The 16,086-nt window shown below is 47.4% G+C and carries 12 protein-coding genes; 5 read left to right on the top strand and 7 right to left on the bottom strand.

Annotated features, from left to right (window positions below; translation table 11 throughout):
- Nucleotides 1-319 precede the first annotated feature (319 nt).
- The 7 genes from KNQ14_RS11225 to dnaA all read right to left on the bottom strand — a co-directional run bounded on the left by KNQ14_RS11225 (nt 320) and on the right by dnaA (nt 10,274).
- Nucleotides 320-1,363 (bottom strand): HD-GYP domain-containing protein, encoded by a 1,044-nt coding sequence (locus KNQ14_RS11225; RefSeq protein ID WP_214861053.1) that lies wholly within the window; start codon nt 1,361-1,363, stop codon nt 320-322.
- A 90-nt stretch (nt 1,364-1,453) separates the two neighbouring features.
- A complete protein-coding gene (gene gyrA, locus KNQ14_RS11230) occupies nt 1,454-4,066 on the bottom strand; it encodes a DNA gyrase subunit A (protein ID WP_214861055.1) in 2,613 nt (870 codons plus the stop codon).
- 27 nt (nt 4,067-4,093) lie between these two features.
- Nucleotides 4,094-6,007 carry a DNA topoisomerase (ATP-hydrolyzing) subunit B gene (gene gyrB, locus KNQ14_RS11235; RefSeq protein ID WP_200864062.1) on the bottom strand — a complete coding sequence of 638 codons (1,914 nt, stop codon included), beginning with the start codon at nt 6,005-6,007 and terminating at the stop codon, nt 4,094-4,096.
- Between the two features lie 10 nt (nt 6,008-6,017).
- Nucleotides 6,018-7,172 (bottom strand): DNA replication/repair protein RecF, encoded by a 1,155-nt coding sequence (gene recF, locus KNQ14_RS11240; RefSeq protein WP_023469866.1) that lies wholly within the window; start codon nt 7,170-7,172, stop codon nt 6,018-6,020.
- 1 nt (nt 7,173) lies between these two features.
- On the bottom strand, nt 7,174-7,395 hold the full coding sequence (gene yaaA / locus KNQ14_RS11245; RefSeq protein WP_023469865.1) for a S4 domain-containing protein YaaA: 222 nt from the start codon (nt 7,393-7,395) through the stop codon (nt 7,174-7,176).
- Nucleotides 7,396-7,557: 162 nt separating this feature from the next.
- Nucleotides 7,558-8,691 (bottom strand): DNA polymerase III subunit beta, encoded by a 1,134-nt coding sequence (gene dnaN, locus KNQ14_RS11250; RefSeq protein ID WP_023469864.1) that lies wholly within the window; start codon nt 8,689-8,691, stop codon nt 7,558-7,560.
- A 191-nt stretch (nt 8,692-8,882) separates the two neighbouring features.
- Nucleotides 8,883-10,274 carry a chromosomal replication initiator protein DnaA gene (gene dnaA / locus KNQ14_RS11255; RefSeq protein WP_023469863.1) on the bottom strand — a complete coding sequence of 464 codons (1,392 nt, stop codon included), beginning with the start codon at nt 10,272-10,274 and terminating at the stop codon, nt 8,883-8,885.
- Nucleotides 10,275-11,011: 737 nt separating this feature from the next.
- Between dnaA and rpmH the strand changes: the two genes are divergently transcribed.
- From rpmH to mnmG, 5 genes are all read left to right on the top strand, one after another.
- Complete coding sequence (gene rpmH, locus KNQ14_RS11260; protein ID WP_012371910.1) at nt 11,012-11,146, top strand: 50S ribosomal protein L34; 135 nt, start codon at nt 11,012-11,014, stop codon at nt 11,144-11,146.
- Between the two features lie 166 nt (nt 11,147-11,312).
- Entirely contained in the window at nt 11,313-11,663 is a 351-nt protein-coding gene (gene rnpA / locus KNQ14_RS11265) for a ribonuclease P protein component (protein ID WP_023469862.1), read from the top strand.
- 104 nt (nt 11,664-11,767) lie between these two features.
- A complete protein-coding gene (gene yidC, locus KNQ14_RS11270; RefSeq protein WP_035395434.1) occupies nt 11,768-12,622 on the top strand; it encodes a membrane protein insertase YidC in 855 nt (284 codons plus the stop codon).
- 147 nt (nt 12,623-12,769) lie between these two features.
- A complete protein-coding gene (mnmE, locus tag KNQ14_RS11275; RefSeq protein WP_058713714.1) occupies nt 12,770-14,152 on the top strand; it encodes a tRNA uridine-5-carboxymethylaminomethyl(34) synthesis GTPase MnmE in 1,383 nt (460 codons plus the stop codon).
- Between the two features lie 43 nt (nt 14,153-14,195).
- Nucleotides 14,196-16,085 carry a tRNA uridine-5-carboxymethylaminomethyl(34) synthesis enzyme MnmG gene (mnmG, locus tag KNQ14_RS11280; protein WP_214861057.1) on the top strand — a complete coding sequence of 630 codons (1,890 nt, stop codon included), beginning with the start codon at nt 14,196-14,198 and terminating at the stop codon, nt 16,083-16,085.
- Nucleotide 16,086: the final 1 nt, after the last annotated feature.

The raw sequence follows: 16,086 nt of genomic DNA on the forward strand, positions 1-16,086 counted from the left end.
AGTCACGATTGACGAAGCTTGCGCTTCATTCGTTTTTGTATTCCGTAGAATACGATTTTTGCCTCATCGTTCAGTTTTCAAAGTTCGTCCGCGCCTGTTTTGGCGACTCAATTAGAATACCAAGTCTGAAACAAGAAGTCAACAACTTTTTTTGAAATTGTTTTTCTCGTTTGTTTCAAGCGCTTGTCGTTGTTAAGGACATGTAATAATATATCATGCGTTTTATTATTGTGCAACACTTATTTTAAAATTGTTTTTAAAATCATGAACAAGCCTCTTGAACCTTGCGATTCCGGCTCAAGAGGCTGTTTATTCCCTATTAATCCATCAACTGAATAATACTATGTTGTCGTTCTTCCATTAAATCAATGATCGTCATCCGTCCTTGTTCTTCATAAGAAATGACAGGTCGATCAAAGACTGGATTCTTTCGCGTGATGGTTGCAATCTTTCCGTTACTCATCAGCACGCGATCACCGACTTCTATTGGTAGAAGTAATTGTCCGAGCAACAATACATACTTTGAGCAATATTGCATCGGTCTTGCTTTCAAATGACGATAGGCATCAAACGGCGTATAAGCTTCCCGATACGGACGCCAACTCGTCATTGCAGCAAAGACATCCGCTACGATGAACAATCGTGTGTGATCTGCGATCTTATCTCCTTTTACCTTTAAAGGGTAACCTGTTCCATCTAAACGTTCATGATGTTGAACAATTAAACGATTTACTGTATCAGAGATGATCGTCTCCTTTTGCAAGACTTGATACGCCATAGCCGGGTGACGTTGAAAAATTTCTTGTTGCATCGCTTCATATCGTTTCGTGTGACGCCATTCCATGATTCGCGCTAGTCCATAGTCTGCAAAATAGGATGCGGTCCACAACTCATGAATCATTTTCCGTTCTTTTCCGACTGCTTCCGCCAGCATTTGCGCAATTGCCCCTCGATAAATGGCATGTCGCACTGTATAAGCTTCCGTTCCCCGCTCTAGGAAGAATGGTAAGACATCTTGTCTCGTAATCCGTTCTGGGACGGACTGTTTGACCCAACTCAAGGCTTCGTATACATTCGGCTTCATTCCTTGTTCCCATGACATGAAGACTTTATTGTAAAAGCGAATAAATTCTTCAAAGGGATGTTCCACATGGGCTTCAACTGTTTCAGTCTGCACTTGTTCATCTTTACTGAAATCAGGTCGATCTTCAATGACGACTTCCTTAATTAAAAAACGCTGGATTCGTCGTAACTCATCGCTTCCTATTTTTTTCCCTGCTTCTACGATCGGATGATCCGTATGTAAATAGATGGATTCAGTCAAACGATCCCCGATGCGTAATTGGTCACTTGCCACTCGCATATCGCTTCGTTCCTTTCTCTTCTTTCTATATATGTAGATAAAAGCAGCAGAGTAGTATATCACTCTGCTGCTTTCTTGCTGACGTCTTGCTTACTCTTCCGCTTCTTCTGGAACATCCGATTCGACTACATTCTCTTCAGACACGATGTCAGTGTCTTCTTCCATTTCATCAGTCTCTTCTCGTTTCAGTTTGGCAACCGTTGCAACACGGTCACCTTCTTCAATTCGAATGACCTTCACCCCTTGGGTATTCCGGCCGACACGTGAGATGTATTGCGAGTCTGTCCGAATGACGATCCCGCTCTCTGTCATGATCATGATGTCATCGTCGACATCAACGATTCGCATGGCAACGATTTGACCGACACGTTCCGTCACCTTACTCGCGATCAATCCTTTACCACCACGAGACTGGCTACGAAACTCGGTCATCGGTGTCCGTTTACCGAATCCTTTTTCCGTAATGACAAGAACATCTTGGGCATCACGTGCAAGTTCCATCCCGACGACGAAATCGTCTGGACGTAACGTCATCGCTTTGACACCACGAGCGCCACGTCCCATCGAGCGGACATTCGTGATTGGGAAACGAATCGCTTTCCCACTTGTTGAAACAGCAAAGACTTCATCGTCCGTCGATGCGAGACGAACCGATGTCAACTCGTCGTCTTCAAACAATCGAATCGCGATCAAACCGTTTTTGTTGATCCGTGCGTACGCAGACAACGGTGAACGTTTGACGCGTCCTTTACGTGTCATGAAGATCAATGATTTTTGCTCATCTTGAACGACTTCTTCCATTTCGAGCGTTTCTTCCGTCTCTTCAATCTCTCCCTCAATCACCTCGACAGGTGCTTCAGTTGCTTGTTGCTCCTCGAGATAACGTTTGAAGTTGACTGGAATCATCGTCTCGACCTTTTCGTCGCGTTCGATTTGGATGAGGTTGATGATCGGTACACCTTTTGATGTCCGGCTCATCTCCGGTACTTCATATCCACGAATCCGGTAGACTTTTCCGCGGTTCGTAAAGAATAGGATCGTATCATGAGTCGAACAAGATAAGAGACGCGTGACGTAATCCTCGTCATTCGTTCCGATTCCCTGAACCCCACGTCCGCCGCGACGTTGTGTCCGGTACGAATCCGTCGTCATCCGTTTGATGTAGCCACTGCTTGTCAACGTGATGATGATATCCTGTTCCGGAATCAAATCTTCGTCTTCGAATTCGATGTGGTCCATGCGGATTTCCGTCCGACGTTCGTCGTTGAAACGTTCTTTCAACTCCTCAAGTTCTGTCCGGATCAAATCAAGCAAGACTTCCTCACTCGCAAGGATGCGGTTCAGTTCCGCGATCAATTGCATGATTTCGTCATACTCTGCTTCAATTTTCTCCCGCTCAAGACCTGTCAGGCGTTGCAAGCGCATATCAAGAATCGCTTGTGATTGTTTCTCGGATAACGCAAAATGCTCCATCAACTGTTCACGCGCTGCGTCCGCTGTCCGGTTCCCGCGGATGATTTGAATGACTTCATCCAAATGATCGAGTGCAATCCGTAGACCAGCGAGTAAGTGTTCACGTGCTTCTGCTTTTTCGAGATCGAACTGTGTCCGACGACGCACGATTTCTTTTTGATGCTCGAGGTAATGATAAAGCATTTCCTTGAGCGTCAATGTTTTCGGACGTCCGCCGACGATCGCTAGCATATTGACACCAAACGTCGTTTGCATCGACGTCTGCTTATACAAGTTATTTAAGATGACGCTCGCATTTGCGTCACGACGGATTTCCATGACGATGCGCATACCGCGGCGATCTGACTCATCTCGTAAATCGGTGATACCTTCGATCTTTTTCTCGCGAACGAGATCGGCAATCTTTTCAACGAGGCGGGCTTTATTGACCTGATAAGGCAGCTCCGTCACGATGATCCGTTCCCGGTCTTTTTTCGTCTGTTCGATTTCAGCTTTCGCACGGACGATGATTGAGCCACGTCCTGTCTCATAAGCGCGACGAATCCCGCTACGACCAAGAATTTCACCAGCTGTCGGGAAATCAGGTCCCGGAATGTGCTGCATCAGTTCTTGGATCGTGATTTCTGGGTCGTGCGACAAGGCTAAGACACCATCGATGACTTCGCCAAGCTGATGTGGTGGAATGTTCGTTGCCATTCCGACCGCAATCCCGCTCGAACCGTTGACGAGTAAGTTCGGGAAGCGTGACGGTAAGACTTCCGGTTCGCGTTCCGAACCATCGTAGTTATCTTTGAAATCGACTGTGTTTTTGTTGATATCGCGAACGATCTCCATCGCGATTTTTGACATACGAGCTTCCGTATATCGCATTGCAGCCGCCGAGTCCCCATCGACAGACCCGAAGTTTCCGTGTCCATCGACGAGTTCGTAACGGTAGCTGAAGTCTTGCGCCATGCGGACCATCGTGTCATAGACGGCAGAATCCCCGTGCGGGTGATACTTACCGATGACTTCCCCGACGATACGGGCAGACTTTTTATGTGGTTTATCGGCACGAATACCGAGGTCGTTCATCGCATAGAGAATCCGGCGGTGTCCGGGTTTTAAGCCGTCCCGTACGTCCGGAAGAGCACGTGCGACGATGACGCTCATCGCGTAGTCCATGAAGGACGTACGCATCTCTTGACTGATATTAATATCCTTGATGATTCCGTGATTTTGTTCGGACATGCTTCTGGCCACCCTCTCTGTTCAGCGTTAAATATCCAGGTTCTTGACGTAATGTGCGTGTGATTGAATGAAGTCGCGTCGTGGTTCGACTTGATCTCCCATCAAGATATCAAAGACTTCATCTGCTTCGATTGCATCTTGAAGCTCGACACGCAACATTTGACGACCACTTGGATCCATCGTAGTTTCCCAAAGTTGCTCTGGATCCATCTCCCCAAGACCTTTGTAGCGCTGAATGTCGTACCGTGCGTTTTCAGGAAGCGCTGCAAGCGCCTCTGTCAATTCACGTTCGTTATGCACGTACGTGATGTTCTTCCCTTGTTTGATCCCGTATAGCGGTGGCTGAGCGATATAGACATACCCATGCTCGACAAGCGGACGCATGTAACGGTAGAAGAACGTCAACAAGAGTGTCCGGATGTGGGCACCATCGACATCGGCATCGGTCATGATGATGACTTTGTGATAGCGTGCTTTTTCGATATTGAACTCAGAACCGATGCTTGTTCCGAGTGCCGTGATGATCGTCCGAATCTCATTGCTTCCGAGAATCTTATCAAGACGTGCTTTCTCAACGTTCAAGATTTTACCGCGAATCGGTAAGATCGCTTGGAAATGACGATCGCGTCCGGATTTCGCAGAACCACCCGCCGAGTCACCCTCAACGATGTACAATTCGGAAATCGAGGCATCACGTGACGAACAGTCGGCCAGTTTACCTGGAAGCGAGCTCACTTCAAGAACACCTTTACGGCGTGTCAATTCACGGGCGCGTTTCGCTGCCATCCGGGCGCGTGACGCCATCATCCCTTTTTCGACGATTGCGCGTGCATTCGTCGGGTTTTCGAGCATGAACTGCTCAAACGCACCAGAGAAGAGTGAATCCGTAACCGTACGCGCGTCGGAGTTCCCGAGTTTCGTTTTCGTCTGACCTTCGAACTGTGGGTTCGGGTGTTTGACGGAAACGATCGCGGTCATTCCTTCACGTACGTCCTCACCGGATAACGTACCGTCCGCATCCTTCATCAAACCGAACTTCTTCGCGTAGTCATTGATGACCCGTGTCAGAGCTGTCTTAAAGCCCGTCTCATGCGTACCACCCTCATGCGTCGGGATGTTGTTCGTGAACGAGTAGATGTTTGACGCAAATCCGTCGTTATACTGAAGCGCGACTTCGACTTCGATGCCGTCTTTTGTTCCGTGCACATAGACCGGTTCCGCATGAACGACTTCTTTTGAACGGTTCAAGTGTTCGACGTAAGACTTGATCCCACCTTCGTAGTGGAAGCTACGCGTCATCGGCTCATCCGCACGATCGTCCGTGATGATGATCTTCAAGCCTTTGTTCAAGAAAGCAAGTTCCCGCAGGCGTGTCGCTAGCAAATCATAGTCATACTCGAGCGTCTCTTGGAAAATCTCACCGTCTGGGAAGAAACGAATCGTCGTTCCTGTCTCTTCTGATGTTCCGATGACTTCGAGATCTTGCGCTGGTACACCGCGATGATACGCTTGGTAATACAGCTTCTCGTTCCGTTTGACGAATACTTCAAGTTTCGTCGACAGGGCGTTAACGACCGAAGCCCCAACACCGTGTAGTCCACCCGATACTTTATATCCGCCGCCGCCGAACTTACCACCGGCATGGAGGACTGTCAAAATGACTTCAACGGCAGGACGACCCATCTTCTCTTGAATGTCGACTGGAATACCACGTCCGTTATCCTCGACTAAGATCGAGTTCCCTGGTTCAATCGTGACCTTGATCGTGTCACAGTATCCTGCGAGCGCCTCATCGATCGAGTTATCGACAATCTCCCATACGAGGTGATGGAGACCCTTTGATGCCGTCGAGCCGATATACATCCCTGGACGTTTACGTACTGCTTCTAATCCTTCAAGTACTTGAATCTGATCGGCACCGTACCCTTGTTCCAATTCCATATCTTCATGATTACTCATCGGTTTTCTCACCTACTGTTTCTTTATATGATGTCTCTTCCAAATCGACCGTCCCTTGTTTCACGTGGAACAACTTCGCTTGGTTGATCGTTTCATGCGCAATCCCGTCGACGCTTGTCGTCGTCAGGATCGTCTGGACCTTTTGTTGCATCGTATCGAGCAAATGTGTTTGACGATGATCATCAAGCTCGGATAAGACATCGTCGAGCAGAAGAAGTGGATATTCCCCTACTTCCTCATGAATCAATTCGATCTCCGCAAGCTTTAACGAGAGAGCTGCTGTTCGTTGTTGTCCTTGTGAACCATACGTTTGTACGTTTCGTCCATTGACTTCCATCTCGAAGTCATCGCGATGTGGTCCAAACAACGTAACTCCTCTTCGGATTTCATTTTCTTTTATTTTACCAAACTTCCGCGTGTAGGACGCAGTCATTCCTTCGACATCGAGTAATTCGTCGCCGAATGTGTCCGAACGATAGATGAGCGCGAGTTCTTCCTGTCCACGACTGATTCCGTCATGAATCGGTCGTGCCCACTTTTCGAGTTGGGCCATGAAATGATGCCGGCGCTGAACGATTTTAACGGCTAGCGTAATCATTTGCTCCGTCAAGATATCAAGGAAGGTCTCGTCTCCTCCCTTCATGGACAGTTGTTTCAGCAATGCATTCCGCTGCTTCAACACTTTCAGATACTGGCTCAATTCATGCAGATAGACCGGGCTGACTTGACCGATCTCCATATCGAGAAATCGTCGGCGGACTTGTGGACTACCTTTGACGATATGCAAATCTTCTGGGGCGAATAAAACGATGTTCAGTGCCCCGACATAATCACTCAAGCGTCGTTGCTCTAGATGATTCAGCTTTGCTTTTTTCCCGCGACCCGAGATGACGATCTCTTGAACATGGGAGCCGGTCCGCTTGACGACACGTCCTTCGACGCGCGCTGTTTCCTGGTCCCAACCGATCAGTTCCTTGTCATGCGTCGTCCGGTGCGACTTCGCGAGAGCGAGGACATAGATCGCTTCCAATAAGTTCGTCTTCCCTTGTGCATTTTCACCAATCAGGACATTCGTTTTTTCGGAGAATGACAGTTCGAGTGCGTCATAGTTGCGATAATGACTGAGTCGGACTGAATCCAGCCGCACGTTAGTTGCCCTCGTTCTTGATGATGAACTGACCGTAGTCTTCTACATCAATGATGTCTCCATCCCGTAATTTACGACCACGTCGCTGATCGACCTCGCCGTTGACTAGAATCGGTACCTCTGCTAAAAACGGTTTGGCTTGTCCTCCGCTTGAGATGATATCCGATAGCTTCAGGAACTGCCCTAATGTGACGTATTCCGTTGTAATTCTGATTTCTTGCATGGATTGACTCCTCCTACCTACATATTATAAATGACGTACTCTTTATTGTACTAAACATTGAGCGATTTAGCAAAATCCCCGAACGTATATACGGTATACGAAAAAGACGGGTCCGATGTCGAAACGATCGAACCCGTCTTATCACGTATTTTGTGTTGATGCTTACGCCGTCCGTACTGGAAGAATCAGTTGCAGGACGTTATCTTGATCGACTGGATGCAAGATGAATGGACGAATCGAACCCGTGAACTGGATTTCGATATCTGTCGCGTCAAGCGCCTTCAAGGCATCCATCATGTACTTCGAGTTGAACGAGATTTTCAGCTCTTCTCCTTCAAGCGACAGGATGCTGACTTGCTCCGAGACTTTCCCGACTTCTGGTGAATGCGAAGAGATCTCGACCGCTGTCGTTCCTTCAGCTGCGAACTTGATGACATTGTTACGGTCCTCACGTGCAAGCAGCGACGCGCGATCGATCGCTTGAAGCAATTCTTTCGCATTCATGCGGACAGCTGTCCGGTACTCTTCTGGAATCAAACGTGATGTATCCGGATAGTTTCCGTCGAGTAGACGCGAGAAGAAGAGGACGTGCTTCATCTTGAACAAGATTTGTTGGTTCGTGATCGTGATATCCACATGACCATCCCCAAGCAACTTCGATAATTCATTTAAGCTCTTCCCTGGAACGATGACGTTCTGGAACGAGATATCTGTATCTGTCTCAAACTGAGCACGACGAAGGGCTAGACGGTGACTATCTGTTGAAACACACGTCAAGATGCCTTTGTCAGCTGAGAAGTTCACACCTGTCAGAACAGGACGTGTTTCTTGAACAGCGACAGCAAAGCTTGTTTGACGAATCATCGAACGTAAGAGATCAGCCGGTAAACGGAAACGTTGTCCCCCATCGACTTGCGGAAGGCGTGGGAACTCATCTGGATCAAGACCGTTCAAATGGAATTCCGCTGTTCCTGACTGGATCCGTGTCATGAAGTTCGGTGAGACTTCGAGTGTGACTTCGTCTTTTGGCATCTTTTTGACGATATCGCCGAAGAAGCGGGCATTCAAGACGACACTACCAGCACGGTGAACCGTGACATAAGATGTTCCATTCTCTTCTGCATAGATCGTCCGTTCAATCGAGATTTCTGTATCGCTTCCTGTCAGCGTCATACCATCTCCATGAGCTTCGAGTTTGATTCCTGTCAGAATCGGAATCGTCGTGCGGGATGAGACCGCTTTGGCTACATCTTGTACTGCTTGAATTAAAGCTTCGCGTTGAATGGTGATATGCATATCGTCGTTAGACTCCTCTCGAAAATAATGGGCATGCGCCCATCATAACATAATAATATATTTTTTTAATAATAGTCTTAGGGGCTGTGGATAGTGTGGATAAGTCGGTGGATAACTTGGTATAAAGCCAAAAACGGTGTGGATAAGTTGTGGATAACTACCCTACTTTATCCACATGTTTATCCACAGTTTTATGAATGCTTCAATTCATGTTTGATTTGTTCGATGACTTTTCCCGTTTCCCCATCCGATTTGATCAACATGCTGATCTTTTCATGGGCATGGATGACGGTCGTATGGTCGCGTCCCCCGAATTCTTCTCCGATTTTCGGTAAAGAGCTTTCTGTCATCTCACGCGAAAGATACATCGCGATTTGACGTGGGAAGGCAATCGATTTCGTTCGTTTCTTCGCCTTCAGATCATCAAACGGCAAATTGAAGTGCTTACTGACCGACTCCTGGATGTCACGAATCGTAACTTTACGCGGTTCAGCGACCGGCATGATGTTATGCAAGGCTTCCGCAGCAACATTTGGATCGATTGGTCGTCCGACGAGATTCGCATAAGCGATAACGCGGGTTAACGCCCCTTCGAGCTCCCGAATGTTCGTATCAATTTGACTTGCGATGTAAAGCATGACTTCGTTTGAGACGTCAAGTTGCTCCGCATTCGCCTTTTTCCGTAAGATCGCAATCCGTGTCTCGAGATCCGGTGGCGTGATGTCGGTGATTAATCCCCATTCGAAACGAGAACGAAGCCGATCTTCAAGCGTTGGAATCTCTTTTGGTGGTCGGTCACTTGAGATGATGATTTGTTTTTGGTCGTTGTGCAGGGCATTGAATGTGTGGAAAAACTCTTCTTGCGTCTGTTCTTTGCCCGCAAGGAACTGGATGTCATCAATTAAGAGGACATCGATGTTACGGTATTTATTTCTAAACTCAACCGTCTTATTATCACGGATGGAGTTAATGAAGTCATTCGTAAAGCGTTCAGAAGAGACATAGGCAATCCGTGTCCCGAGATTTTGATCTTGAACGTATTGTCCGATGGCATGCATCAGATGGGTTTTGCCAAGACCAACGCCACCATAGATGAAAAGCGGATTGTATGCTTTAGCAGGCGCTTCCGCAACAGCAAGTGAAGCGGCATGCGCAAAACGGTTCCCCGATCCGATGACGAATGTATCGAACGTATACTTCTCATTCAATTGTCCGAGTTCACTCATCGTCAATTCCTCTGTTGGTCTCCGCATGTTCGATGGACGCGATTTCGGAGTCGGTGTTGCCTCAACACGTTCCTCTTCTTGTCGATCGAGCATTTTCTTCGCTTGTCCCTCTTCGATGAACTGAATATCGAGTCGGCTTCCTGTTACTTCCTCAACTGTGTCTTCGAGTAAAGATAAGTACTGGCGCTCGAGCCATGTCACCGTAAATGCAGCTGGTGCTGAAACGAGTAGTGTCGTTCCATTTAGCGTGACGCCTTCTGTGGATTTCAACCACATATCATAACTAGCTTTCGGTGTTCGTTCCTCTTCCTCGATCACAGATAAGACATTATGCCAAAGTTCGGCAGCGTTTTTCATAAATACCCCCCTTTTTTTATCAAGATAGAAAATTTTTGTACACAGGCTTATACACAGACAAAGTTAATGAAGAAACTCGACTTATCCCCATAACGTAAAAACTGTGGATAACGTTATCCACAGGCAGTTGAATCTGTGTATAAAGTTATCCACAGGGTGTGTATAACTTGTTTTGTCCTGAACGATCAGGATCATGTTATGCACAATTAGTGTATCAAAAGAAATGAGCCCTGGCAATGGTTGGAATGATTTATCCACAAGTAAATTAAACCGTCCACAGGTAGTTACCCACAAGCTGTGGATAGTGTGGATAAATTGTGGATAAGAGGTGGATAACTTTTCAAAAGAGGAAGCGTTGAAAAAGAGTTATTCACAAAATACAAAAGAAGTGGAAAAAGGAAATCCAAAATCGAGGATTGACGTCGATTTTAAAAAATACTATCGTAGACAAAGTGAAGAGTTATCCACGGAAAGTGTGGATAATGTGGATAAGTCTGTGGATAGGTGGATAAGTCTACACACATCCCCTCTATGACCCATATGTATTCTATCGCGTAATAGAGTTTGCACAGTCGAATCCTATTGCCTGTTTTCAAACTAGAACTCCCTTAAGCAGGACAAGAAATCTTCTGAACTTTCATTGACAATGCCACAATCAGTTTATATAATGTACAAGACTGCCTTAAAGTAGAAAATAACAATTGGTTATAAAGATCTTTTAAAGGAGGTGCAGACGAATGAAACCAACTTTCAACCCAAACAACCGTAAGCGTAAAAAAGTTCACGGATTCCGTGCGCGTATGGCTACGAAGAGTGGCCGCCGTATCTTGGCTGCTCGCCGTCTTAAGGGCCGCAAAGCCTTGACTGTCTAATGCATTGATGCATCCATCACTTCGGGCATGGTCCGAGGTGATTTTTTTTTATGTTTTTTCGTGTGTTCGTGCTTTTGTCACATGCGCCCTATCGCGTCGCATGTTTATTCTATGATATGATGAGAGACGACGAATTTTCGTAGTGTCAGGATGGAGTGTGAATAAGGTGAAGAAGGAATACCGCGTCAAGAAAGACAAGGAGTTCCAAGCGGTGTTTACTAAAGGAGCCTCTGTCGCAAATCGGCAATTTGTCGTGTATGCCTTGAAAAAGGAGCAACAGACTCACTTTCGGGTTGGTTTATCCGTCAGTAAGAAAATCGGGAATGCCGTCGTCCGGAATCAGGTGAAACGGTATCTTCGGGAAGCATGCCAACAGCATGAAGCCTCGATTGCCCCGAATTATGATTTGGTGATCATCGCGCGCAATCCGGCCGCGAAGATGACCGCGCAAGAAGTGGCTGACAGTCTCCGTCACGTCCTCAAACGTTCCGGTGTCTGGATGCGATCAAAAAAATGAATCGTAGCAATGCATCCTGTTGATTTGTACGGCGCTCCCTTTCCTTGCCTTACTATAGAAGAAGATGGCGTTCGACAAAGCGTAAACAATTTCTAGGAGGAATTATGAACAAGAGAACTAAGATTTGGTTAACTCTCGGACTCATGTCCGTGCTCGCGATCGTATTATCCGGCTGTACACCTAGCACGTATGGTACAGGTGAACCGATCACAGCAGACACAGAAGGTTTTTGGAAACATTACTTCGTTTGGCCGATGGCGTGGTTGATTCGTGAGATTTCACAGTTCTTTAGCGGTGATTACGGTATCGGAATCATCATTACGACACTTCTCGTTCGTCTTGTCATCCTTCCATTGATGATCAAACAAACGAAGAGTATGGGTGGAATGCAAGTCATCCAGCCTGAAATGATGAAGCTTCGTGAGAAATACAGCTCAAAAGACCAAGAGACGCAACAGAAATTGCAACAGGAAATGATGAAGCTCTACCAAGAGCACAACGTCAATCCACTCGCAGGCTGTTTACCGATCTTGATCCAAATGCCGATCTTGATCGCGTTCTATAACGCCATCATTTATACACCGGCTATTTTCCAACACACATTCCTCTGGTTCGACCTTGGTAAACCGGATCCATTCTTCATCTTGCCGATCATGTCTGCGGTACTGACGTATCTGCAACAAAAGATCTCGATGGCAGGTCAAGAAGACAATCCACAAATGAAAATCATGCTCTACGTCTTCCCAATCATGATCTTCATCATGGGTGTTACACTCCCATCTGCCCTTTCGCTTTACTGGGTCGTCGGTTACATCTTCTCGATCATCGTTACGATCGTCATCATGAAGCCGATGCGTGAAAAGATTAAGTTGCAGACGGAAGCAACAATGGCTGCTAAACGTGAAAAAGAAGCAGCACAAGCAGCTCCGGCTCCTAAAAAATCGAAAAAGAAACGCTAATACGTGAAGAGCGACGCTTTGTTTTGACAGAGTGTCGCTCTTTTTCTTTTGCGTCATTTCGTGTATAGTTGTTTCGTTATACCCATTGCAACGATTAAGGATTAAATACTCATAAAAAGACAGAAGAAAAACGAGGTGGAAGAACGGATGATGGAATTTGATACGATTGCCGCGATTTCGACGCCGATGGGAGAAGGGGCGATTGCGATCGTGCGCTTATCAGGTCCTGATGCAGTCGCTGTAGCCGACCGTGTTTATAAAGGGAGCAACCGCTTGACGGAAGTACCAACCCATACGATTCATTACGGGAAATTGGTCGACCATGAGGCGGACCGTGTCGTCGATGAAGTGATGGTGAGTGTCATGCGCGCACCAAAGACGTTTACACGTGAAGATGTCATCGAATTGAATTGTCATGGAGGAGTCGTCGCGGTCAATCGTGTCCTCGAACTCATCCTCGCCCAACCGGAAGTCCGGCTGGCGGAACCTGGTGAATTTACGAAACGTGCGTTCTTGAACGGACGCATCGATTTATCACAAGCGGAAGCCGTCATGGATCTGATCCGGGCGAAGACGGACCGAGCGATGCATGTCGCCGTCAGTCAGATTGAAGGACGTCTCTCGAAACTCGTCCAAGACTTACGTCAACAATTGTTACAGACGATTGCTGCGATTGAAGTCAACATCGATTACCCGGAATACGATGCAGAAGAGATGACGCAACAGATCGTCGAACGTGATGCGGGTGCTGTCCGCGCGATTTTAGCAGAGTTATTAACAACGGCACGCCAAGGAAAAATCTTGCGCGAAGGGTTATCCACAGCGATCATCGGTCGACCAAACGTCGGAAAGTCGTCTTTGCTCAACACATTGGTGCAAGAAGCAAAGGCCATCGTCACGGATATCGCGGGAACGACGCGCGATACGATTGAGGAATATGTTAACGTTCGCGGTGTACCGTTGAAGTTGATTGATACGGCAGGGATTCGTGAGACGGAAGATATCGTCGAACGGATGGGTGTCGAAAAGTCACGTCAGGCTTTAAAGACGGCCGACTTGATCTTACTCGTCCTCAACGGAAACGATGTTTTGACGGATGAGGACGTCTTGCTGTTTGAAGCGATCAAAGGGATGAACGCGATCATCATCGTCAACAAGAGTGACTTGACGCAACAGATTGATTTAGCGCGTGTCACGGAACTTGCTGATGGTCGACCAATCGTCACGACATCCTTGCTCGAAGAAGCAGGCGTCAACGATCTCGAAGCAGCGATTGCGAGTCTGTTCTTTGAACAGGGTGTCGAAAGTCAGGATATGACGTACGTCTCAAATGCGCGTCACATCCAGCTCATCAAACGAGCGAGTCAAATGATTGAAGATGCTCTCGGTGCAGCAGAAGCAGCGATGCCGATCGACATGGTACAGATCGATTTACGACGAGCGTGGGATACGCTTGGCGAAATCAATGGTGATACAGCACAGGATAGTTTATTGGATCAGTTGTTTTCGCAGTTCTGTCTCGGGAAATAACTTGAGACGACTGCGTGTGGAATAAGAAGGAGGAACCAGTACTATGGCTTATCAAGCAGGTGAATTCGACGTCATCGTCGTCGGAGCCGGACATGCCGGCATCGAAGCCTCTCTTGCTGCGGCACGAATGGGCTCGAAAACGGTCATGTTGACAATGAATCCCGATATGGTCGGATTCATGTATTGCAACCCGTCGATCGGTGGTCCAGCAAAAGGAATCGTCGTCCGGGAAATCGATGCGCTCGGTGGCGAAATGGCACGCGCGATCGATGCAACGTATATTCAAATGAAAATGTTAAACACATCAAAAGGTCCTGCCGTGCGAGCACTACGGGCACAGGCGGATAAATTCGAATACCAAAACCGAATGAAAAAAGCGCTCGAGGATGAGCCGAATCTGCTCTTACGTCAAGCGCTCGTCGAACGGTTATTGATTGACGACGAAGGACGTTGCGTTGGTGTCGTCACGAATACAGGGGCGGAGTACCGGGCGAAAGCGGTCATCATCACGACAGGAACGTTCATGCGCGGAAAAATCATCATCGGTGAATTGTCATACGAGAGTGGTCCGAACAATCAGATGCCGTCGATCAATCTATCGAAACATCTTGAAGAACTCGGATTTGAGCTCGCGCGTTTCAAGACAGGTACACCACCACGAATCGACGGGAAAACGATTGACTACTCGAAGACGGAGATCCAACCAGGTGACGAAGTAGCACTTCCGTTTAGTCATGAAACGACTCAGATGATCACGGAACAGATTCCATGCTGGTTGACGTATACGACGGAGTATACGCATCAATTGATCGATGCGAACCTGCACCGCTCCCCGATGTTCTCTGGAATGATCAAAGGAACAGGTCCACGTTATTGCCCATCGATCGAAGATAAGGTCGTCCGGTTCAACGATAAACCGCGTCACCAAATCTTCCTTGAGCCAGAAGGTCGCGATACGGAAGAAGTCTACGTGCAAGGATTATCAACAAGCTTGCCGGAAGACGTCCAACACGATATTCTCCGCTCGATTCCAGGGCTTGAGAATTCAGAAATGATGCGTCCTGGTTATGCGATTGAGTACGATGCCGTTGTTCCGACACAACTCTGGCCAACGCTCGAGACAAAACGGGTTCCTGGTTTATTCACAGCGGGTCAAATCAACGGAACAAGTGGGTATGAGGAAGCAGCGGGGCAAGGAATCATGGCAGGGATCAATGCCGGACTACAAGTCCAAGGCAAAGAACCACTTATCTTGTCACGTTCACAAGGCTATATCGGTGTCATGATCGATGATCTCGTCACGAAAGGTACGAACGAACCATACCGTCTCTTGACGTCACGCGCCGAGTACCGGTTGTTGCTCCGTCATGATAATGCGGACCTTCGCCTATCGGAAATCGGACATGAACTCGGATTGATCTCGGAAGAGCGCCAAGCGAAGTTGATTGATAAACAAGAACAAATCCGTCTTGAGATGAAACGTCTTGAGAAGGTCGTCATCAAAGCGACAGCGGACGTGAATGCACAGCTAGAAGCAATTGGTGCATCACCACTCAAGGAAGCGCTGCATGCGATCACGTTGCTGAAACGCCCGGAAATCACGTATGCGATGATCGCGCAGATGACACCACCGGAAACACCACTGTCTGCAGAAGCAGCAGAACAAGTCGAAATCCAAGTCAAATATGCCGGGTACATCGATAAACAACTTGATCAAGTCGAAAAAATGATGCGGATGGAGCAAAAACGGATTCCGGATCGTCTCGATTACGATGCGATCAGTGGATTAGCGATTGAAGCGAAACAAAAACTAAACCAAGTGCGTCCGCTCTCGATCGGACAAGCATCCCGGATCTCAGGGGTAAACCCGTCTGATATCTCGATTCTGCTTGTCTACATCGAGCAAGGCCAATACGCATTGACTGCGGAGTGAA

This window comes from Exiguobacterium sp. s161 (assembly GCF_018619045.1).
Lineage (GTDB): Bacteria > Bacillota > Bacilli > Exiguobacteriales > Exiguobacteriaceae > Exiguobacterium_A > Exiguobacterium_A indicum.